The 22,934-nt window shown below is 40.0% G+C and carries 17 protein-coding genes and 1 other RNA gene; 6 read left to right on the forward strand and 12 right to left on the reverse strand.

What is annotated here, in order from left to right:
* The first annotated feature begins 585 nt into the window (after positions 1 to 585).
* Positions 586 to 1,914, forward strand: a complete 1,329-nt coding sequence (locus tag H3299_RS02770) for an aspartate aminotransferase family protein (protein WP_182418807.1) — start codon at positions 586 to 588, stop codon at positions 1,912 to 1,914.
* Between the two features lie 88 nt (positions 1,915 to 2,002).
* On the opposite strand, the gene H3299_RS02775 is transcribed toward H3299_RS02770, so the two are convergent.
* The 4 genes from H3299_RS02775 to ligA all read right to left on the reverse strand — a co-directional run bounded on the left by H3299_RS02775 (position 2,003) and on the right by ligA (position 7,619).
* The gene (locus H3299_RS02775; RefSeq protein WP_182418808.1) at positions 2,003 to 3,649 is read right to left on the reverse strand and encodes a dihydroxyacetone kinase subunit DhaK; all 1,647 of its coding nucleotides are present in this window, start codon (positions 3,647 to 3,649) and stop codon (positions 2,003 to 2,005) included.
* 128 nt (positions 3,650 to 3,777) lie between these two features.
* An RNA gene (gene rnpB / locus H3299_RS02780) (RNase P RNA component class A) lies at positions 3,778 to 4,168 on the reverse strand.
* A 101-nt stretch (positions 4,169 to 4,269) separates the two neighbouring features.
* Positions 4,270 to 5,181 (reverse strand): DMT family transporter, encoded by a 912-nt coding sequence (locus H3299_RS02785; RefSeq protein WP_182418809.1) that lies wholly within the window; start codon positions 5,179 to 5,181, stop codon positions 4,270 to 4,272.
* A 275-nt stretch (positions 5,182 to 5,456) separates the two neighbouring features.
* On the reverse strand, positions 5,457 to 7,619 hold the full coding sequence (gene ligA, locus H3299_RS02790; RefSeq protein WP_182418810.1) for an NAD-dependent DNA ligase LigA: 2,163 nt from the start codon (positions 7,617 to 7,619) through the stop codon (positions 5,457 to 5,459).
* Between the two features lie 267 nt (positions 7,620 to 7,886).
* Here ligA and ivy point away from each other — a divergent pair, with 267 nt between their 5' ends.
* Entirely contained in the window at positions 7,887 to 8,339 is a 453-nt protein-coding gene (gene ivy / locus H3299_RS02795; protein ID WP_182418811.1) for an Ivy family C-type lysozyme inhibitor, read from the forward strand.
* Between the two features lie 356 nt (positions 8,340 to 8,695).
* On the opposite strand, the gene H3299_RS02800 is transcribed toward ivy, so the two are convergent.
* The 4 genes from H3299_RS02800 to lpxC all read right to left on the reverse strand — a co-directional run bounded on the left by H3299_RS02800 (position 8,696) and on the right by lpxC (position 12,944).
* Complete coding sequence (locus H3299_RS02800; protein WP_182418812.1) at positions 8,696 to 9,034, reverse strand: hypothetical protein; 339 nt, start codon at positions 9,032 to 9,034, stop codon at positions 8,696 to 8,698.
* A 69-nt stretch (positions 9,035 to 9,103) separates the two neighbouring features.
* A complete protein-coding gene (gene recN, locus H3299_RS02805) occupies positions 9,104 to 10,774 on the reverse strand; it encodes a DNA repair protein RecN (RefSeq protein WP_182418813.1) in 1,671 nt (556 codons plus the stop codon).
* Positions 10,775 to 10,777: 3 nt separating this feature from the next.
* Positions 10,778 to 11,662 carry an outer membrane protein assembly factor BamD gene (locus H3299_RS02810; protein ID WP_371739826.1) on the reverse strand — a complete coding sequence of 295 codons (885 nt, stop codon included), beginning with the start codon at positions 11,660 to 11,662 and terminating at the stop codon, positions 10,778 to 10,780.
* A gap of 415 nt (positions 11,663 to 12,077) precedes the next feature.
* On the reverse strand, positions 12,078 to 12,944 hold the full coding sequence (gene lpxC / locus H3299_RS02815) for a UDP-3-O-acyl-N-acetylglucosamine deacetylase (protein ID WP_182418814.1): 867 nt from the start codon (positions 12,942 to 12,944) through the stop codon (positions 12,078 to 12,080).
* Positions 12,945 to 13,170: 226 nt separating this feature from the next.
* Here lpxC and H3299_RS02820 point away from each other — a divergent pair, with 226 nt between their 5' ends.
* Entirely contained in the window at positions 13,171 to 13,593 is a 423-nt protein-coding gene (locus tag H3299_RS02820; RefSeq protein ID WP_182418815.1) for a DUF3995 domain-containing protein, read from the forward strand.
* Positions 13,594 to 13,667: 74 nt separating this feature from the next.
* Here H3299_RS02820 and H3299_RS02825 read toward each other — a convergent pair whose 3' ends face one another.
* The gene (locus H3299_RS02825; protein ID WP_246708122.1) at positions 13,668 to 14,309 is read right to left on the reverse strand and encodes a glycosyltransferase family 29 protein; all 642 of its coding nucleotides are present in this window, start codon (positions 14,307 to 14,309) and stop codon (positions 13,668 to 13,670) included.
* A gap of 322 nt (positions 14,310 to 14,631) precedes the next feature.
* On the opposite strand from H3299_RS02825, the gene guaB reads away from it, so the two are divergent.
* Positions 14,632 to 16,131 carry an IMP dehydrogenase gene (gene guaB, locus H3299_RS02830; protein ID WP_182418817.1) on the forward strand — a complete coding sequence of 500 codons (1,500 nt, stop codon included), beginning with the start codon at positions 14,632 to 14,634 and terminating at the stop codon, positions 16,129 to 16,131.
* A gap of 82 nt (positions 16,132 to 16,213) precedes the next feature.
* Here guaB and H3299_RS02835 read toward each other — a convergent pair whose 3' ends face one another.
* Positions 16,214 to 16,738, reverse strand: coding sequence for a DUF1772 domain-containing protein (locus H3299_RS02835; RefSeq protein WP_182418818.1), 525 nt, complete (start codon positions 16,736 to 16,738; stop codon positions 16,214 to 16,216).
* An 86-nt stretch (positions 16,739 to 16,824) separates the two neighbouring features.
* Between H3299_RS02835 and H3299_RS02840 the strand changes: the two genes are divergently transcribed.
* Positions 16,825 to 17,415 carry a TetR/AcrR family transcriptional regulator gene (locus tag H3299_RS02840; RefSeq protein WP_182418819.1) on the forward strand — a complete coding sequence of 197 codons (591 nt, stop codon included), beginning with the start codon at positions 16,825 to 16,827 and terminating at the stop codon, positions 17,413 to 17,415.
* A gap of 247 nt (positions 17,416 to 17,662) precedes the next feature.
* Here the strand turns inward: H3299_RS02840 and H3299_RS02845 are convergent, their stop codons facing one another.
* On the reverse strand, positions 17,663 to 17,809 hold the full coding sequence (locus tag H3299_RS02845; RefSeq protein ID WP_182418820.1) for a hypothetical protein: 147 nt from the start codon (positions 17,807 to 17,809) through the stop codon (positions 17,663 to 17,665).
* 68 nt (positions 17,810 to 17,877) lie between these two features.
* Positions 17,878 to 18,018: a hypothetical protein gene (locus H3299_RS02850; protein WP_182418821.1), complete on the reverse strand. Its 141-nt coding sequence runs from the start codon at positions 18,016 to 18,018 to the stop codon at positions 17,878 to 17,880.
* A 471-nt stretch (positions 18,019 to 18,489) separates the two neighbouring features.
* Between H3299_RS02850 and H3299_RS02855 the strand changes: the two genes are divergently transcribed.
* Positions 18,490 to 22,860, forward strand: a complete 4,371-nt coding sequence (locus H3299_RS02855; protein WP_182418822.1) for an autotransporter domain-containing protein — start codon at positions 18,490 to 18,492, stop codon at positions 22,858 to 22,860.
* Positions 22,861 to 22,934: the final 74 nt, after the last annotated feature.

Here is a 22,934-nt window from a genome sequence, read left to right on the forward strand (position 1 = left end):
CATGATATGATGCAAAAAACAGTAAACGTATTATGTCACGATACGTCGTATTCAAACGGTTTGCCTAATCGACATATTCAAATCATTGCTTTTTTACGCAATTAAAACATTAGTTTTGAATATATTATAAAAAATATAATTTACAATAAAAAATTTGTTTTTTAGAAATTGTTTAAAGTCTAAAATAAAATGTTAATTAATAAAATTATAAATTAACATTTTTTCTATTATTTAAATTAAATAGTTTTTTTGACGATATTTATTTAATAGTTGATTTTTATAATTTTTGCTTGTTTAGGCTCAATACGATATAATTGCAAGTGAATTAAAAAATTTTTATACGATGTTTTAAAAAAATATTTAGCCATTTAACACAAAAATATTTAGAGTAAAAACAATGCGATCAACTAAACTCTAAGTGCATAGAAATGATACTTAATTATTGTTGTGAATAACTGCTTATTTCGTGGTATTGGGCTCTAACAAGTAAGCATGCAAAATTAAAAAAGGACTTGTTTAAATTTAAAAACGTGGTTTTCTATCATCATCGGGAGTTTTGAATATTGAAAGCCGGAGGAGTAAACTATGACTGCAAAATCTAATTCTATATCATTGGAAAGCTATTGGATGCCGTTCACGGCAAATCGCCAATTTAAGGCAAATCCTAGAATATTGGCATCCGCCAAAGGCATGTATTATAATGATATTAATGGCAATAAGATTATTGATGGTACAGCAGGTCTGTGGTGTGTCAATGCAGGCCATGGTCGGGCTGAAATAGCAAGTGCGGTTGAGCAACAATTATTAACTCTTGATTATGCCCCTGGTTTTCAGATATCGCATCCTATTGTACATGAATTTGCTAATCGCTTAATAGACATGGCCCCTGGCGGCAAAGAATCGGGTTTAAACCATGTATTTTTTACTAATTCAGGATCTGAATCAGTTGATACAGCTTTAAAAATTGCTATTGCCTATCAACGCTCTATCGGGCAGGGTACTCGCACCCATGTTATTGGTCGGGAAAAAGGTTATCATGGTGTGGGCTTTGGCGGCATTTCCGTTGGTGGCCTAGTTAATAATCGACGTGTTTTCCCCAAAATTCCTGCAAGCCATATGCGCCATACTTTGAATATTGAAAAAAATGCATTTTCGCGGGGGCTTCCAAAGCATGGGGTGGAACTGGCGGAAGATTTGGTACGCATTATCGAGCTTAATGGTGCCGAAACTATTGCGGCAGTTATTGTTGAGCCAATGTCCGGTTCTGCAGGTGTAATTTTGCCTCCTAAAGGCTATTTAGAGCGCCTACGTGAAATAACGCAAAAACATGGCATATTGCTGATTTTTGATGAGGTTATTACTGGTTTTGGGCGTTTGGGTACACCTTTTGCCGTAGATTATTTCGGCGTTGTACCAGATATGGTGACTTGCGCCAAGGGGCTAACCAATGGTGTTGTTCCAATGGGGGCTGTATTTGTGCAGCAAAAATTATATGATGGCATGATGAACGGTCCGGAAAGCCAAATTGAGCTTTTCCACGGCTATACCTATTCTGGTCACCCACTTGCTTGTGCGGCAGGGCTTGCCACATTAGACATATATGCCAAAGACGATCTATTTGCTCGTACTGCAGGTCTTGCACAATATTGGCAAGATAGTGTTTTCTCGCTGCAAGACTTGCCCCATGTTATTGATATTCGAACAATTGGGCTTGTGGCCGGTATTGAACTTGCTAGCCGTGATGGCGCCCCATCTCAGCGTGGTTATGATGTTTTTGTCGATTGCTTTAATCATGGTGCATTGGTGCGCCAAACCGGTGATATTATTGCACTTTCGCCCCCTTTAATTGTAGAGAAAAGCGAAATTGATGAGATTATCAGTAAATTAGCTGATGCCATCAAACGGGTAAAATAAGCTAGGTAATTAACGCGTATCCAATGGCTATGACATCGGATACGCGTATATTTTGTAATGTGTAACAAAGTTTATAAAAAATGTAAATTTATTGTTTCGCTGTAGCAAGCGCTTCAAAAATGCGAGCCGCCATTTCAGCGCCGGGATCCTTTACATTTTCTAATTGATTAGCTGAAACATAGCTAGCACGACCAGCATGAGCCGTTAACATTTTTCCTGTTTCATCTGCGCCCTCACGCGCGGCTTTTGCAGCTTCTTGTAAGTTGCCACCCGCGATAAGCACATTAAATGCCGGTTGTAAAGCATCAATCATGGTGCGATCACCGGACTTGGCACCGCCATATTCCATCATTTTTTGTAAGCCGATGTTAAGTGCTTCTGCCCAACCTTGCTGTTCATTATAATTATGGGCGGCACTGGTAAATAAAATGGCCAGCAAGACACCGCTAGAGCCGCCAGCACTGCGCATTAAACGCTCACCGATTTGCTTTAAAAATCGGGTTGGATTTCCAGTTGCAAGCTGATCTTTCATATCTTTAATGCTTTTTGCTGCAGTGCTTAAGGTTGAGCCTGTATCACCATCACCAATTTTGGCATCAATTTCATCAATCTCATCGGCATTTTTAATAATTGTGTTAATAATGGTTGCAAGTATTATAGCAACGTTTTCATCGCGGGTAATGGCCTGTGTTTCTTGTAGCGTTGGTTGAGGCAAGGAAATTAATGGGTGTTTAATGCTTGTATCGCGCACGATCGGCCAATCTCTAACACTCACAGCTTGGGTTAAAGCCGCTTCTTTATCATCATCCAATATTAAAATACTTATTGAAAAACCACGCATATCAAGCGATGTCATTAAAGGTGCAGGTCCTATAATATATTTCGCATGGCTATAAAGTGGCGTCTTGGCAAGCGAATTCACCAAAATAGATAATTCTAACGGTGATACGCCGCCAAGGGAGTTGAGTATGATGGCGATTTTATCTGTACTTGATAATTTTTCGCAAAGTTTAACTGCAGTAAGGGCAACAAGATCATCGGCGGACTGCATGGGAATGATAGCAGCTCCAGGTTCGCCATGAATACCAAGCCCTAATTCAGCTTGATTATCATTCAGAGATTGTTCCGCTTGCTTGGCGCCTGGTATATTGCAATGATTAAGGGATAGACCAAGGGAATGGGTAGCTTGGGCAGCTTTTATTGCCATTTCATAAACTTTTTCAAGACTTGCACCTTGTTCGGCTAGTGCTCCTGCTAATTTATGCACAAAAAGCGTGCCAGCAATGCCACGCGGTTGCTTATGGTCGGGTAGGGCTATGTCATCAGCAACAATCACCATTTCAACCTTATAGCCAAGACTAATCGCTTGCTCACGCGCTAGACCAAAATTGAGGCGATCTCCCGTGTAGTTTTTAACAATAAGCAAACAACCAGCTTGTCCGCAAACACTGGTAATTGCGGCTAGAACAGCATCAACGCTCGGGGAAGCAAAAATTTCGCCACATATGGCAGCTGTTAGCATAGCTTTGCCAACAAAACCAGCATGGGCAGGTTCATGGCCTGAGCCGCCGCCAGAAATCACCGCAACTTTGTCCTTTTGCCAATCGGCACGGATTACAACCTTTATTTCCGGAAAAGCATCAAGCCGCGTTAGATTTGTGCCTGCGGATGAAAGGAGTAAGCCATCTATTGCATCACTTACCAATGTTTGACGATCATTCATAAAAGATTTCATTGAACACCTTTTAAGTTAATGTGTAAATATTTATAAGAAAAAATAGTAATTATGGAGTGTAGCTTGCGGCTTTGTTAAGCCACTTCGGTTTTATTAAAAAGCAGTTAAGCACAGAAGTTTGAAAAATAAAAGTCAGTCGGCCTGTAAGCCGGGTTTTGTATGGCAAAGCTTAACGCTTTACGTGGCAGCCATTCATCTTGGACGCAATGTCGCCATGCGCCTCATGCAACCCACCCGGATGATTGGCTGGAGACAGGCCTGTGGTTAAACCACGCATCATCCCTATTCGGTCTTGCTCCCGGTGGGGTTTACCCTGCCATTATCATTACTGATAATGCGGTGAGCTCTTACCTCACCCTTTCACCCTTACCTATAAAATATAGGCGGTTTGCTTTCTGTGGCACTTTCCCTAAGGTCACCCTCGCCGGGCGTTACCCGGCACCGTGTCTCGCTGGAGCCCGGACTTTCCTCACTAGCCACCTTTCGGTATTGGACTAGCGCGGCTGCCCGGCCGACTGACTTTGCAGTGCAATAGCATGCTAGGGTCCAAAACGCTATAGCATTTTCTGCAAAAAATAAATCGACCTTTACTTAGCGAATAATGCACCAAACTGAAGAATTTACTGCGCGTCTTCCAATTTAATTTTTGGTTTTCGTACTTGTTCGCGGTAAAACACAAATAATCCACTGCCAACAACAATTGTTGCGCCCACCAATGTCCAAAAGTCTGGAAAATCATTAAATATGATGAGACCAACAAAAATCGACCAAACAAGCTGTAAATAATTGAAAGGCTGAATAATACTAACTGGAGCCATGGTGAGCGCTTTAATCATTGCAAAGTGGCCGCTTACCGACATAAGACATAGGAGAACCAACAGCCAAACATGGTGACGATCCATATCCACCCAGAAATAATAAATGCAGCCAGTCGTGATAATAGCTCCAACAAGGCCAATATAGAAAAATGAGGTAATAGCGCTATCGCGATCACCAACCAAACGGGTTATGGTTGCATAAAGGGCAAAACAAAAAGAGCCGCTTAAGGCAAAAATAGCGCCAACGGAAAACACACCCGAACCGGGGCGAACCATGATTAAAATGCCTAAAAAGCCGATAATCAAGGCAGTGATACGCCGCCAACCGACCGCTTCTTTCAAGATTAAAATGGCAAGAATGGTGCCAAATAGCGGATAGGCTTGAAAAAGCGCCGTGGTTTCAGCAAGCCCCATATGACGAAAGGCTAAGCCAATCAGTATAAGCTCGACCAATAGCAACACACCACGTAAAATTTGTAAGTAAATGTGACCGCTTTTACTATTTTTGCGAAAACCGCCTTTTGATTGTTTCGCCATCAGCATGCCAACCGCCAAAAATACCCAATAGCGTACCATGACAATAAAGGTAATTGGATAGTTACTTACAAGAGTTTTGGTTATGGCATCTTGAAAAGCAAAAATAAGGGTCGCTAAAATGGCAATCAAAATACCTGGCCAATAATTAGGCTTTTGGCTTTCGCTTTCATTGGACATTTATTGCCTTCCCTTTTTTAATTATTTATAGCTTTATGCTAAGTATGCAAAATCTATGCTTATAATTCTAGTAATACTGTGCATTTAAAATCTTGCAACAGCAATACTATGGGTGTTGAAAAAATAAATCGTGATGTTTCACTGACCCTAGATGAAAATATTCTGTAAAGCCCTATATAAAATGCTAAAAGCACATATCTATCCAATAAGATATGTGCCTTAATATGTTGTTTTTAATAAGGTTATAGATAAATATTGGCAGAGCTATCTAGCTGTTAAGCGCCAACTAGATCGAACCATGCATCCTCATCAATAACCTCAATACCAAGTTCACGTGCTTTATCAAGCTTAGAGCCAGCTTTGGGACCCGCTACGACAAGATCGGTTTTTTTAGATACTGAACCTGCCGTTTTTGCACCAAATCGCTCTGCCATGGCTTTTGCTTCATCACGTGACATGCGTTCAAGCGAGCCAGTGAAAACAATGGTCTTGCCAGCAACGGGCGAATGACTTGCGACCACCACTTCTTCGTCTAAAGGGGTAACTTCAGCCAAAAGCGCATGGACGGCTTCAAGATTATGGGGCTCACTATAAAAATCAACCACAGCCTCGGCAACAATTTGGCCTATGCCTTCAATATTAATAAGTTCTTGCCACGTATCATTGCCTTTGTCGGCTTTGCTTTCTGGCATTTTGGCGTCCTTAGCAGCTTTTTCAAAAGCAGCATAGGAAATATAAGCCCGTGCTAAGCGTTTGGCGTTAACCTCCCCAATATGGCGCATGCCAAGGCCAAACAAAAAGCGGCTTAGTGCAATTTCACGTCTTGCATCAATGGCACCATAAAGCTTTGCTGCAGAACGACTGCCAAACCCTTCAATATTTTCAAGCTTGGTAAGCGAATTTTCCTGCCGTTTTTTTAAGGTAAAAATATCGGCGGGAGTTTTAATGCTCAATGATGGATCTTCAGCATGAAAGAAAAATTCAACCTGTTTTTCGCCCAAACCCTCAATATCAAAAGCGTTGCGTGAGACAAAATGGCGAATGCGTTCAACCACCTGAGCAGGGCAGATAAGGCCGCCGGTGCAACGGCGCACCGCTTCTCCTTCTTCGCGCACTGCGTGGCTGCCACATACAGGGCAGGTGGTAGGAAATTGATAAGGCACCGCATCACTGGGGCGTTTTTCTAAAACCACATCAACAATTTGCGGAATAACATCTCCAGCACGTTGTATGATAACTGTGTCACCAATACGAATATCGCGGCCATCACGCAATTTGCCACCATTGGAATCAATTCCAGCAATATAATCTTCATTATGAAGGGTGGCATTAGTCACCACGACACCGCCAACGGTAATTGGCTCAAGGCGCGCAACTGGTGTTAAAGCACCAGTTCTGCCGACTTGAATATCAATTCCCTTTAACAGCGTAAAGGCACGCTCGGCTGGAAATTTGTGGGCAATAGCCCAACGCGGTGAGCGAGATACAAAACCAAGGCGGCTTTGCAAGCTCAATTCATTGACCTTATAGACCACGCCATCAATATCATAATCAAGGTTTGCTCTTTGTTCCTCAATCATATGATAATGATTAATAACATCCTTGGCGCTGGTAAACAGCTTGGTGAGGGGGTTGACGACAAAACCATATTCAGCAAAGCAATCCATCATTCCCATTTGAGTTGTTGCCGGCATTTCGCTAACTTCACCCCAAGCATAGGCAAAAAATCGCAATGGCCGCTGTGCGGTGATTGAAGGATCTAGTTGGCGAAGTGCGCCAGCCGCGGCATTACGCGGATTGGCAAGGCGCTGTTTGCCTGCTTCTTCTTGACGTTGATTTAGTTTTTGAAAATCATCACGTGCCATATAGCATTCGCCGCGTACTTCAATAATATCAGGATAGTTACCTTTAAGTTGGCGAGGAATATCTTTTAATGTAAGAGCGTTAGCAGTAACATTTTCACCAATTGTACCATCGCCGCGCGTTGCGGCACTTACTAGTTTGCCTTGTTCATAGCGCAGCGATAATGATAATCCGTCAATCTTAGGTTCAGCACTAATGCCAAGTGGCGTTGTCGTATCAAGACGTAAAAAGCGATGTATGCGGTCGATAAAATCATTAACATCTTCGTCATTGAAAGCATTATCAAGTGACAGCATTGGAACATTATGGCGTAGCTTTTCAAACTTTTCTGAAACCTTGGCGCCCACTTTTAAGGACGGAGAATCTTCGCGAATTAAGGTTGGGAAACGTTGTTCAATCGCATGATTGCGTTGCCGCAATGCATCGTAATCAGCATCAGATAGGGCTGGATTATCTTCCAAATAATAGAGTTGATCATTATGGACCATTTCGCTAGCAAGAGCCGCCAATTCCTTTGCAGCTTGCTCTTCGCTTAAATTTTCAACAGCAATCTGTCTTAATTCGTTCTCGCTCATATGTTCCATTTCCTATCGTTTTTTTCGCTTGATTTTCATAACCGACTTGATGAAGCATTGCATAAAATTATTTGAAAAATATTTAACACTAGGTGAGTAGATGATATTATTACGATAAAATAAAGATCCAAAACCTAAATTATAAACATGGTTGTATTTTGCAAGTTTTTAGATGAAACAACAAGGCGTGATTTGCCTCTTTCAATCTCGATAGATTAAATTGATGTCCTATATATTTAATGGATCGATAATATAGGAGTTTTATGTATGAAAAAATTACTTGTGGCATTATTAATATCTTTATCAAGCCTATCAACTTACGCCTATGCGCAAGGCGATATTACGATCAGTAGTTTAGAAAAAAACACCGACACGAAAGTAGAATTTCAAAAATTAATGAAAGGTCAGAATTTACCTAAATGGATAAGTGAAGGCGGGACGGAATCTCAGGCTAAACAAGTTATTATTGAAGGAAAAAAATATCTCGTATTAAATGCATGCAAACCCCATGATTGTGATGCGGAGCAAATAGCCTTGCTTTATTCAATCGAAGCTAAAAAATTAGCAGGTGTTTTCTCGTCAAACGATGACAAAGATGGTAGTCAAAAACTACAATGGCTCAATATTCCTGATGAATTGTCGATTGACGGCAAAACAATTCTATTTGCAGCATTGACGGGTAGTCTTGATAACCACCCAAATAGCTTTAATTTTAAATAAGAATTGCAACGAGTGGGGAAATATATCCCCACTTAAGCTTCATCACAAATGTAGATCTTGTATAAATTTTTTTCTATCTAAAGGATGAAAGACATTGCCCAGTCGATACAGATTTGAAGTTGTTGAAATCGTAGTTCGAAACACGTCCCAAGCACCGATTGCAGAAGATCTGTTTTATAAATGCCTTATTTGTGAGGGCATGATACCATCAATGCCTGATGATAGTATTCGTTGTCAATGTAGGAATGTTGTAATCGATGTTGATATGCATCACTTATATATTGGAGATTATCAAAAATTTTCAGTTTTAAAACGAATGAAGGTATAAATCGATTAAGAGCTTTTATAGATAAATATCAACCATCTAAATCGATCTCTAATTTATCTTCTTTTAAGGTCGAGAAAAAATCAATTTTTATTAAATGATTTATTGCTTTTACAATCTCATCATAGGTTATTTCTTTTACAACAACAATATTTTTGGAATAGAAAAACCCATATCCATATTGTTCATTTTCAGCGTCTATATCTTGTTCTAAACGCATCTTGTCATAAAAAATTATATTATATGATTTTTTTTCAATAATGACATATAAATCAAAAAGATATCCTTTGCATGTTGTCTCATAACGTCTTCTATCGTCAAAGGTAGAAAGAAATGCTATGTCATAGCCGTTTTCACGAATAATATGCATAAAATTTCCTTTAAGAATACAAACAGTCAAATATATGTTTGCCCATTGCGATGCTAAAAAAAACGCAAATTAGTCTTTGCTAGCTAATAGCTTTTTAGCCGCAGCACGAGCCTCGCTGGTTACTTCAGCACCAGCCAGCATACGGGCAATTTCTTCTTGACGTTCTTTTTTATCCATCAAATGGATGCGTGAACTAACGCGATTGCTGTTGCCAGTTTCAGCCTTGGCAATAAGGAAATGTCCATCAGCACGCGCTGCCACTTGCGGTGCATGGGTGACCGATAAAACTTGCACATTTTGCGCAAGGCGTTTTAATCTTTGACCAATGGCATCCGCCACTGCACCGCCAACGCCAGTATCTATTTCGTCAAAAACGAGAGTAGGGGCAGAGCCGCGATCAGCGAGTGCGACTTTTAATGCTAGCAAAAAGCGAGATAATTCACCGCCTGAAGCAACTTTCATCATTGGGCCGGGTTTGGTACCGGGATTTGTCTGCACATAAAATTCTACCGTATCGATACCCTCAGCCTGCCGCTCATTCAAGTTACTGGTAAATTCAATGATAAACTTTGCACGCTCTAATTTTAAGGCTGGCAATTCTGCCATCACGGCAGCTTCAAGTTGATGGGCAGCCGCTTTGCGCTTTTGCGACAATTCTTGCGCTAAAACATCAAATGCATCACGCGCTGCCAAAGTTTCAGCTTCCATCTGCGTTAAGGTGGTTTCACCAGCATCAAGATCGGCAAGATTTGCGTCGAGCTTGTCGCGCAGCTCGGGTAGGTTTTCTACCGCAACCGAATATTTACGTGCTGCAGCCCGCAGTGCAAACAGCCGTTCTTCCACGGTTTCTAATTCGCGCGGATCAAAATCTATAATGCGCATGGCATTTTCTACGGCATCTTGCGCAAGGCCAAGCGCATCAAGGGCTTGGTCAACTTGGTGGATGATCGGCTCTACAATGTCTTGTGCTTCGCTCATCTTGCGCTCCAGACGGCGGACAAGATTGGCTAATATTGGAATGGCTGATGTTGGGCCAGATAATATTTCACCTGCTTCGTTAATATCGCTGGCAATTTTTTCGGATTTCATCATTGTGCCACGCCGCTCGGCCAAGGATTCTTCCTCGCCAAATTGCGGATCAAGCAGCGATAATTCTTCAACTGATGCGCGTAAATAATCAGCTTCTTTGGCCGCCGCCTCAACATGGGCGCGGTGGCGAGCAAGACCTTTTTCAAGGCTGCGCCAAATTTGATATTGTTGTTTTAATGCAGTAACTTCACCGCCAAGACCACCAAAGGCATCAAGCAAATCACGATGGGCATTAATGTCGATTAAAGCGCGGTCGGCGTGTTGACCATGAATTTCAACTAAATGGCGTCCAATATCACGTATGAGCCCAACGCTTGCAACTTGGTCATTGATAAATACGCGTGAGCGTCCATCGCTTGACTGTACGCGCCGCAATATAATATCGCCGTCATCTTCAAGACCATTTTCGCGAATTAATAAACGTGCCGGATGATTAATCGGTACATCAAAAACGGCAGTTACTTGGCCTTGTTGTGCGCCGTGGCGCACAAGCGAAGCATCGCCCCTTGCACCAAGCGCAAGGGAAAGAGAATCAAGCAAAATAGACTTACCGGCGCCTGTTTCGCCGGTAAGTACAGAAAGACCGACATCAAAATTGATGTCCAATTTTTCGATCAGAACAATGTCGCGGATCGAAAGTTGAATGAGCATGGTTTATTGTGTTCTGTTCGCTTGGTTGGCATTATTGGAAGAACCGCCCTTAAAGGCGCGGGAAATCCAAGAGCCGCTATTTTCTTGTGGTGAATGGCCAGCCTTTTGCAAAAGCTTATAGGCATCAGCATACCATTTACTATCAGGGTAATTTTGCGCCAATACTGCCGCAGCTGTTTGCGCTTCAGGAATAATACCAAGAGCAAAATTAGCTTCAACTAAGCGATAAAGTGCTTCTTCAATCTGATTAGTGTTTGAATATTCTTGCACAACAGCTTTAAAGCGATTGATAGCTGCAAGATATTGGCGGCGTTCTAGATAATAACGACCAACTTGCATTTCCTTACCGGCAAGCTGCTCGCGCCCGAAACGAATCTTATCTTTGGCATCCGTAACATATTCAGAGTTTGGATAACGGTCGACCAGTTCTTGCATAGCAGCAACTGCGCGTTTTGTATCTTTTTGATCGCGAGTTACGTCGGGAATTTGGCGGAAATAGGCAAGACCGATAATATAATAGGCGTAAGCTGCTTCTTGAGAGGTTGGATATAGCGAGATATAACGGCGCGCCATATTAACCGCTTCATCATATTTGGATTGGCGATAATTCGTAAAAGCGCCCATAACAAGAGACTTACGTGCCCATTCAGTGTAAGGGTGTTGGCGGTCAATTGCTTCAAATTTCTTGGCGGCCTCATTAAGGCGACCTGCTTCAAGATTGGCAAGGGCTTGGTTATAAAGCACGTCTGGCGACTCAATAGTGTCAACATAAGCGTTAAGATCAAGCGCTTTGTCTTTGTCTGCACAGCCTGCTATAAGTGCCGTTGTGGCAACCATGCTGGTAATCAGTAGACCTCGGGCTAAGCTAAGTGGTTTAAATCCCCGAATACTGAAATACGATTTTAACATTGTCATGCTATCTCTGGCCCTCTTGGCACGCTGGTTGAATGAAATGGGTATCACAGAAAAACTGCGCTAAGTCCACACCCTTTTAACCAAAACTAGTCTTTTTACCAATAGTTTAGTGATATATAAATACCACATTTTCAAATTTTTGATTTGTGTCTCAATTAAAATAGCATTTTAGCTTTTAAATCAATTCACGAATTTGATTTGTCTGAATGATTCAACAAAAAATCAAAGGCAATTCAAATCTTGTTATTCTTAATAAAGCATTTTGCAAAAAATACAAAATATTTAAGCAGCTTATAAAGGCATAACTTTTTTTAATGCTTATCGTCAATCACTCTATCTAGGCTCAATTAAGGCAATTGTTGAAAACTGGTAATTTAAATCGGGTTTTTCACAAAAATGATGTAATTTTATAAGCATCAGAGGTTGATAAAAGTGTTTTTACTGCGGCACCATTTAACGCATGGCCACCGCGCAGTGATTTAAAGCGTCCAATAAAAGGCAATCCTAACAAAGCAGTGTCGCCGATCGCGTCAAGGGCTTTGTGGCGTACAAATTCATCTTCAAATAATTTGCCTTGCGGGTTTAATATTTCTTCATCATGGCCAATAACCAATGAATTATCAAGTGATGAACCAAGGGCTAAGCCTTGCTTCTGTAAAATTTCGGCATCTTTTAGAAAACCAAAAGTGCGGGCAGGGGCAATATTTTTATGAAAAAAATCTGCCTCAAGCGCAAACTCAATATGTTGTTTGCCTATTGCTGGTGAGGCAAAATCTATTGCAATATCAAATATTGTTGCTTCATCTGGCAAAAATTCTGCATAACCATTGGCGCTTTCAACCCGCACTGGCTTAATGATTTTGATATATTGGCGTGGCTTATCTTGGGTTTTTAAGCCTATATCTTTAATGCCGTTTGCAAATATCAAAGCACTACCATCGAGAATTGGCATTTCATCATTATTAGCTTCAATAACCAGATTATCTATTGCAAAAGCACTAATTGCCGCCATCAAATGTTCAATTGTTTCAACCTTAGCACCATCCTTATGCAATGTTGTGCATAATTGTGCAGGTCCGGCAAATTGGTGGCTGGCTTTTAGGTCAATTGGCTTATTATCATTGCTACTGCGGTTAAAAATAATGCCGCTGTCAACCGGCGCGGGCTTTAATACTATATTGCTAGGCTTGGCGCTATGCACGCCAATTCCACTAAATAAAATCGGCGCATTTATGGTTGATTGAAATGAATTCACTTAAATTGACCTATATATGTTTCAAATATTAAGACGCGTCATTTAGATAACGCAAATTTACTTATCTTTCAATTGCCAGATAATTTTTTGATAATTCTTGAGGTTTGCATGCCAATAATATTCAGCTAAAATGATAAGAGTTGATATAAAGCGGTTGAGAAAATTTTAAAAGAAAATAAAATTAATTAAAATCAACTAAATATAAAAGATATTAAAAGGTAGCTTTATGATTAAGGATTTGATTGCTTTGGCAACGGCAGTTATATTTTTTATAATTGCTTTGGCGCATTTTTATTGGGCTTTTTTTGCAAAAATAATTTCACCGAAAGTTATTCCTCATGTTGATGGTAAGCCGGCATTTATACCGTCTAAAGCGATTACTGTATTTGTTGGTATCGTTTTTATTATTTTAACGGCTTTTGTCGCCATTATGTCATTACATTGGCAAAGTTCCTTATTAAATCCTTTTTATCAAATCGCCGGTAGTCTTTTAACATTTATTTTTTTACTAAGAGCAATTGGTGATTTCAAACTTGTTGGCTTTTTTAAAAAAATAAAAAATAGTGAGTTTGCTTTTTTTGATACACGCTATTGGTCGCCACTTTGTGCGATTTTGGCAATTTTTATGGCATATCTTACTTGGTTATAGTTTAAAGCCAATATCAATGCGGCATTATTAATGGTAATTGCCTATTGTAAAGAAGTATTAAGTGTATATTTTTGTTAATTAAACAAAGTTAAAACACCTTCTTCCATACGGGTTTCAACCCATTGGCGTTCTGCATCCCAATTATGGCGTTTCCAACCTTCAAAGCCAAAACCTATAATATTTATTTGCCATTCAGCCGGCCAAAACCGCTTTAAAGTACGCCACATGCCAAGATATCCGGTGGAGGGAAATTGCTTGTAGAGACCTTCACCCTCAATACCAATATCGCGGCAAGCAGATAGGTAAAATTGCGGTGGCATAATTGTAATCGGTTTACCAGCCTCACCTAAAATTTTGATTGCTTCAGCCGTCCAATCAACTTTACGACCTTTTAACAATCGCGATGTGATTAATGGGCGTTTAAAATAACGGCGCATAATATTGGGGTGATAGACAAAAATAAGCTCTCTTGCTGCTTCAAAAAACGGTGAAACAATGAAAGCACTATCATAAAGCTTGGTTTGCATTGGCTTACCAGAATTTGCCAACATTAAACAATCAGTCTTTAGGCCTGCCCAACCGCCTAGCATACGTGGTTCGTTAAAGCGTAAAACATAATCAGCATTATTAATCTCGGCTGAAAAATCTCGTGATAAATCGCCATTTCCAACAATGAAACAGGTTTTACGATTTTCTATTGCTATTGACGAATGCATGGCCATCCTTCGCATTTCATGATCAATAATACAAAACAGCTAAAATATAGGATCATAATCAATACATCATTTCCAAAGCTGCAAGCTATCGTTTAAAGAATTCTTACAAAAATTGAGAGGATTACCTCCATAAAACTGTAAAAATAGCTCTATAAAATATAATTGAAGTGATTTACGGCATTAAAGATTAATATTTTTTTAAAAATAGCTTTTCATTAGCGTTAAAGCATGGTACGCACCGTTGTCAATTCATATCATTAGCCAAGCGTTAGCCGCATCTTTAAAAGAGTGCGGTATTTGTGCATTTAAAAGGGAATTGACAATGGCAAAAATCGTTGAAACCGCTACAGGGCTTTTAGCTCTTACATTTGATGACGTGCTTATTCAGCCAGGTCACTCAGAGGTTATGCCCGGTCAAGTCGATATTAGAACACGTATTGCCCGCGACATTGAGCTTAATTTACCACTTTTATCCGCTGCTATGGACACTGTTACGGAAGCGCGTCTTGCTATTGCAATGGCACAAGCCGGCGGTATTGGTGTTATTCACCGTAATATGACACCTGATGAACAGGCGGAACAAGTACGCCAAGTTAAAAAATTCGAATCTGGCATGGTGGTTAATCCTGTAACTATTCATCCTGATGCGCCACTTTCTGAGGCGCGACAAATCATGAAAGCTTATGGAATTTCAGGCATTCCAGTCGTGGAACATAAGGGCGAAGCCAAGGGACCAGGTCGGCTCGTCGGTATTTTGACAAATCGTGATGTGCGCTTTGCATCAAATCCTAACCAAAAAATCTATGAATTGATGACTCGCGAAAATCTCGTAACGGTGCGTGAAAATGTCACACAAGAGGAAGCCAAGCGTTTATTACATCATCATCGCATTGAAAAGCTATTGGTGGTTGATGATCAGGGCCGCTGTGTAGGTCTTGTTACGGTTAAGGATATTGAAAAATCACAGTTAAATCCCCATGCATCCAAAGATGAAAATGGCAGCTTACGTGCTGCTGCTGCATCAACGGTTGGCAAGGATGGCATGGAACGCGCCGAACGTTTGATCGATGCCGGTGTTGATATTATTGTTATTGATACCGCCCATGGTCATTCACAGCGTGTCCTTGATTCCGTTGCCGAAATTCGCAAAATGGCATCCAATACCGCAATTATTGCTGGTAATGTTGCAACAGGTGACGCAACCCGTGCTTTGATTGATGCTGGTGCCGACGCAGTTAAGGTTGGCATTGGACCTGGCTCTATCTGCACAACGCGTATTGTTGCCGGTGTTGGTGTGCCACAGCTTGCAGCGATTATGGGCGCAGTCGAAGTTGCTCATAAGGCAGGTATTCCAGTTATTGCTGATGGTGGCATTAAATATTCAGGTGATTTTGCCAAGGCTATTGCAGCTGGTGCTTCTGCTGCAATGGCAGGTTCGCTGCTTGCCGGTACTGAAGAAAGCCCAGGTGAAGTTTATCTTCATCAAGGTCGCTCATTCAAGGCCTATCGTGGCATGGGTTCAGTGGGCGCGATGGCGCGTGGATCGGCAGATCGTTATTTCCAAGCTGAGGTTCGCGATGAACTCAAGCTTGTGCCAGAAGGTATCGAAGGGCAAGTTGCTTATAAGGGGCCAATTTCATCAGTCCTTCATCAGCTTGCCGGTGGTTTGCGCGCTTCCATGGGTTATGTTGGCGCCAAAACTATTCCTGAATTTCAAGAAAAAGCAACTTTTGTGCGCATTACTAATGCCGGTCTTCATGAAAGCCATACCCATAATGTGGCAATTACTCGTGAAAGCCCGAATTATCCAAGTGCAAAATAATTATTTAAAATTCGATAAAAGAGCTGGTCATGCGATCAGCTCTTTACCATTCCATTGATTTAAGTCTTATAATATTGCTTTGTTAAGACTTTTTTGAGCATTCTTGGAGCTGTGTGCGTGGCAGAGAAAAGACTGCGAGGATGGTTAATGTAAAAACAATACCAGAAGCAATAAACCGTATTAAATTCCAAAACTGCCATGGTTGTGAAAAGTTTTTCCAAATTAAGTCAGCTTTTTGGATATCTTCGGGTATTATCACAGCAGCTAAAGCTACATTCATAGGCACATTTATAAGGGCTGTTAGAATGAAGCAAAAGCAAATATAAATGATACTTGCAACTGCAACCATTAAGGCACTCTTTTTATGGCGCATATAGAATAATACAATTGCGGTACAACATAAAGCGATAGGTGTGCCAAAAAACGTCGGAGCAAATACAGCGTTGCGGACAGAACTATTCATAGCTTGCATTGCATTTATTGCAACCCGGGGATCTATTTTATCTAGTCCCCACATCGTCGAACAAAGCCAAGCATAAAAAAATCCAAATATGGCCGCACTCAACAGTAGAGAAACCATAACCATGAAAAATGCGAATTTGCGCATATTTATTCCTTTCAATAAGCGTAAACATTTATACGCTTTGTATTCCGTACAAATGTTTACGTTAAATGTAAAGGGGGCTTAACCAAATGAAAGAAACGGTACGGCGTAGCCGAGAAATTTCAATATTTGAAGCTGCCTATGAGCAATTAAAGCTGTATGGTTATGGTGGTGCCTCGATGCTTCGAATTGCAAATGCTGCAAAAGCCTCCAACGAAACGCTTTATCGTTGGTTTGGCGATAAGGATGGCCTGTTTAAAGCGATGGTTAAAGAGAACGCTGCACAAACTTATCACACTTTAAAAGAAGCTGTAGATCAGCATCAAGACGCTTGGCAAGCTTTAGCAAATACAGCGCCAATTTTATTACGGATGATCTTAAGTGAAAAAGCAATATTATTAAACCGCGCAGCAGCTGCTGATCCTAGTGGTGCTTTGGGTTTAGCAATATCTACCAGTGGTCGCACTGAAATTAAAGTCTTATTAAATCAACTTATAAAACGCATCTGCACGGATGTAAGTCATAATGAGATTGAGGTAACAGATTGGTTTATAAGCTTACTTGTTGGAGAACTGCAAACACTGCGGATCATCAATCAACAAGCGGAATTATCAGATATTGAGATTGAAATAAGATGTTTAAAAACTCTTGCAGCCTTGCGCTGCCTGTTGAGTAAATAGCGGCTTAAACAACAAACACTTAAAGAAATAAAACTATCTGATTTTGGTATTTAAAATACTATAATTGTAAAAAAAACTATCTGACCAATCATGAAATCAGGTAGGCCAAGTGTGAGCTTAAATTTAGCTGACGGGGATTTGAGAAATTCTTAACGCAAATGCTGTGGTGCAATTTTAGCAACATTGATGCGTTTGTGATTATTAGCCTTTGCTTCTGATTGTTCACGAACAATAGTGATTGAGATGTTTAAGCTAGCAAAAGCAGTACGGCTACCTGTTGCGCCAGCACTACCAGTTGCACACCACGAGCTGCCATTGAGCTCATATGGCTATTTGCTGTAGTCAATCGGTCTTGAAAGCTTGTTGGTTGCAATCCGTCCCTTTTGGTTGCCATAGTAACATAACACCAAGCAGAATTACAAACACCAACATTAACTTTAGTCCCCTTAGTAATTGTGCTTGTTACTGCAGCTCCTTTTGCAGAGTATTTTGCAATGATAAGGTAAGGGCTGAAAGTGTGGTTGCTTGCGCTGAAGGAGCGATGCCAATTACAGCAATTGATAAAGTTGAAGCTGTAATGATAGTTTTTGCAGAACGGTTCATGATCTTATTTTTAAAGTTTTGGAAAGAACCATCCAACTTGAAATTTGAGCTAAGCTTTTCTATTCAAATATATGCCTTTACGCTATGTAGCTTCAAATTTTGACAAAGTAGGATGATTAATGGGAAACAATTTTTGCTTCCAATTTATAAAATTTTCCGTGGCATTGATTAACTTTTAAGCTGCTCAGCTCATTTTTCTTTGCCAGTATTCTTGTTAGGATCATGGCTTGCCTGCGTAAAATTCTAACAAATTTTAAAAATATATGTCTTGCCAAAAAGGGAATTAATAATGAGATTGAATCATAATAAATGAATAATTTCAATGTATTTTAAATAATAATTTTATAAGTATTTAATAATAGTTTTATCTACAAATTTAAATTTTTTCTTCATTTTAAATACACCAAAATGAAATAATCCTGAAATACACCAACAATAGAAAAATCGCATTAATCTTTTTACGAGGGAAAAATGCGAAAAAAATTAATTCTAAAAACATCTTACGCCATTGGTGCATTACTTATTCCAACGCTTTTTAGCACCACCACTACACTAGCGTCAGATATTAATAAGGATGCGTATCAGCTTAATCTCTTTGGTTTTAATATTGCAGGTAAAACTTACGATACAGAGAGTGCCTTTATTAACTGGGTATACAACTTTCAGCCTGATGCGTTATTAATTCAAGAAGACAAACAAAATACCGCGAATAAAATAGCTAAGGAAGCTCTTGATAGGCAAGGTCTTTCCTCTTTAACTATCACAGGATCAAGATTACCAGCCGTCGATGATCAAACTATTAGGTCATTAATTGAAGGTGAGGCATTTTATACAGACAGCTACCGCTATAATCCAGTTAGAAATAGCGCGACAGGCCAATATGAATTAATAAAAATATATGAGCCACGTCCGACCATTCGCCTTCAAAAAGCCGGACAAAGCTTTGAAGTTATGTCTGTACATTTTAAAGGCGACGATCGTTCGGTTGGAACCAATGCCCGCCGTAATATTGTTGAAGATGCAAAGCTTATAAATGAATTAATTGATAAAAAAGGCATTCCTACAATTATGGGAGGTGATTTTAATGCTGGTGATATATCGGCAACAGGTTTAATACCTAATCAGACCTATCCCAATACTAATAATCTCCCCGTCACAATGAATATTATTAAACAAAGTGCCCAATTACTCCAATCAGAGAGTGAGCGCGAACCCTATCGTTACCAACAAGACAGCGATGGATCATATACGTGGCCAAATCCTGGTTATCCATGCAGTCAAACAAGAGGATGCTGGGGAGGCGCACAACGTTGGGAACGCGTTAAAATCGATCACTTTATAATTAATAGACCTTACGCCAAATGGTTTTTTGATGCCAAAACAGATGCGGATCTTGAAGCTGATGCACAGCTAAGAGCCTTAAATAATCAAGGGGCTCTATCAGATCACAGCCCAATTACAGCTAAAATGGGTTGGGTTATGCCGGTTTCTAAAGAAATTGAAAGTGGTAATTCTGCCGCCGGCATTGGTCTTACATTTGATATAAAACTCCAAGAACAATTAGCCATAGCCGGTGATAAGGCACCTTGGTATAATGGAGAAAAGAAGGAATTTTATCTATCGCGTACCAATAATCGTCGCGATGTTTATCTTGGCCAAATTTCTGATGAAAATGGTAAGCCAACTTTAACCCAAGCAGATATTACAAATGCATTAAATTTAAACGATCCAGAAATTCGTCAGCAATTAGCCCTAAAAACCGGCTTGGATTTTGATAATGATGCTAATGCCGCCTTTAAAATCCAACTTGATTGTTCTGATGCTGGGCACTTATCATTAAGCGGAGCAAGTGCTTATTGTACCGATGATCATAGTCGCTTCAAAGCAATCGACATTAAAGATGGGCAAACGGTGGTTTATGATGAGGAGGCAGCCCTTGGTGATATCGATGGAGTAATCACCTTAAATGACGGCGGGCTTAGAACCAAAGGCAGTGATGATCTTTGGGCAATAAATAAGCCAGCCATTGATACAATAACGCGTGCAATAACTCTTAATGGTAATGGTTGGATCAACATAACTGATATTGATGATGTTGTTACGGCCAATGGTATCATTTCAGGAGACGGCCATTTTATAAAACGTGGTGATGGTACCTTAGTTTTAAATGCCGCCAATGTTTATAAAGGAAACACCACTATTGAGGCGGGTATTTTAAGGGCAGGCTCAGCAAATTCCTTTGTGCAAAATCAGGCTTATATTATCAATAATGGTACGTTAGATTTAAATGATTATGACCTTACTGTAAGCTCTTTCGCTGGCCTTGGTGGTGATGTTTTGCTTGGATCAGCGAATTTAACAATTAATCAAGATATTGATACTGAGTTTTCTGGTAATATAACCGGTACAGGCGGGCTCAATAAGGCAAGTCAGGGTACTATTATTTTAAATGGTAGCAATTCTTACAAAGGTGATACCAATATTTTTGCTGGCAAAGTGCAATATGGCAATGGTTCTCATGAAAATATCAGCGATATTGGTGGAAATATCAATGTCAATGCCGCAGCAACCTTAGCAATTTTTTCCCCTAGCACTGTTCATGTTGATAAAACAATATCATTGTTTGAGAATTCAATTTTAGAAATATCAGACAGCCGTATGGGATCATCGGACTTTGGTAATTTGACAGCTCAAAACATTGTAATACAGGATAATGTTACATTTAATTTATCCGGAATAAATGAAAATTCTGCATTTAATCGGGTGTTATTTAGCGCCAATGAAGGCATTGATGGCGAATTTAAAACAATCAATATTGGTGGTTTTAATGGTGAGGTAGATTATTTAAATCTCCATGTCAAAAAATCTGGTGATGATACAAAGTACTATGCCACATATGACTTAAGTTGGTATGCTAATACCTCCTCAACCCATGGTACATTTACCCTTGCCAATAGTGAAAACCATTTTACGCTTGATACCGTTTTGAGTGATGTCATTTCCAATAATGGTAATTGGGACGGTAAAAGCTTAACTAAAATGGGGCACGGGACACTTATTCTTAATCAGGATAATACTTATAGCGGCCAAACAATCATTAATGCTGGTACATTGCAATTGGGTAATGGTGCCAATAGTGGCTCGGTAATTGGTGAAATTATTAATAATGGCACCTTAGCAATTAATCGCAATGATGAAAATTTGATAATAAGCCAGGCAATTTCTGGTTCTGGAAATGTGAAACTCATTGGCAATGGCACAACCATATTCTCGGCAACCAATAGCTATGCAGGACCAACAGATATTAATGCCGGCAAGTTAATTTTAGGTGCAAGCAAAGAGTTTGCAAATAGTGCACAAATTGCGGGTAATGTTAATATTAGCTCTGGCGCGACACTTGCTGGACATGGTCGGGTTCTTGGTCATGTTCAGGTTTTTGATGGTGGTATTATATCACCTGGTAACTCTATCGGCACTTTAACAGTTGGTTCGATTACCTTTGATAAAGGATCAACCTATGGCGTTGAAATGAATGCATCAGGTGATAGCGATCTCATAAAGGTAATGGGACGGGCAACAATTAATGGCGGAAAAATTGAAATTTTAAGCAGTGCTTCCGATTGGGATTTTAATAAAATATACACGTTCATTGATGCTGATGGTGGTATATCGGGTAGTTTTGATACGATTGATGCCGCATCCTTGTTCCTCACTGCAAGGCTTATTTACACTGACCCACAAAAACTACAATTTGGCATTGTTCGTGATAATCAGGTATTTATAAATGTTGGTACAACCCATAACCAAAAAAATACCGGATATGGCATAGCAAAGCTTAATGATCAGCATGCTATTTTACAGGCAATGCTTAAATTTACCGATGAACATCAAGCGCGCACCGCTTATGATAATTTATCTGGTGAGATTTATAGCTCTACCCGTTCTGGGCTTATTTTAAACAATCGCTATCTGCGCGATGCATTAAATAAACGTATGCTATCTGAAAGCCGTCTTCCTTCTACAGAACCAATATGGTTCTCCATGTGGGGCCATGGTGGTAAAATAGATGGTAACCATAATGCTGCATCGATAAACAATAAGGGGTGGGGTCTCGCTTTAGGATTTGATGGCGAAGTGAATGATAATCTTTTTGCTGGTATTGCTTTAGGGTATGACCGTGGTGAATTTGATGGTGGAAGAAATTCTAAAAGTGAAGCAGATTCATTCCATGTCAGCGGTTATGGCGCAACTGAATTTAATACGATTAAATTACGAAGTGGCGTTTCTTATAGCTATATTGATGGGGAAGCAAGCCGTAATATCTGGGTTCCTGGTTTAAGAAGTGAAGCCAAAAGCGATATTAATGGTTGGCAAGTTCAATTATTTGCCGATATGTCAAAGGATTTTAAATTATCCGATAACGCAGTTTTATCCCCCTATGCCAATATTGCCCATATTTGGTTAAACCTTGATGATATAAAGGAGCGTAACAGTAACGCGGCACTTCATAGTCATGGTGATAGAGATAATATCACTTTCACAACTTTAGGTATTCGTAGTGAATTACAAATTGCTACGTTACTGCCTGTTGCTCTTTATGGTGATATTGGTTGGCAACATGCTTTTGGTGATATCGATGGCAAGATTATCAATAATTTCCAAAATACGAGCACCAGCTTTGCAATCAAAGGCGTAGGTATAGATGAAGATATGGCCATTATATCAACTGGCTTTAATGTTAGGCTTAATGAAAATAACACTATTTCGCTTGGCTATAATGGGCAATTGGGATCAAAAACAAAGGCCCATGCTGCAACAGCTGAATGGAAGGTAAGATTTTAATTCATATTGTTTAGATGTGAGGTGGTATAATCAAAGCCTCCTCACATCTGTCTCTTCACGTCAAAATGTAAAAA

It is taken from the genome of Bartonella sp. HY038, assembly GCF_014117425.1.
GTDB lineage: Bacteria > Pseudomonadota > Alphaproteobacteria > Rhizobiales > Rhizobiaceae > HY038.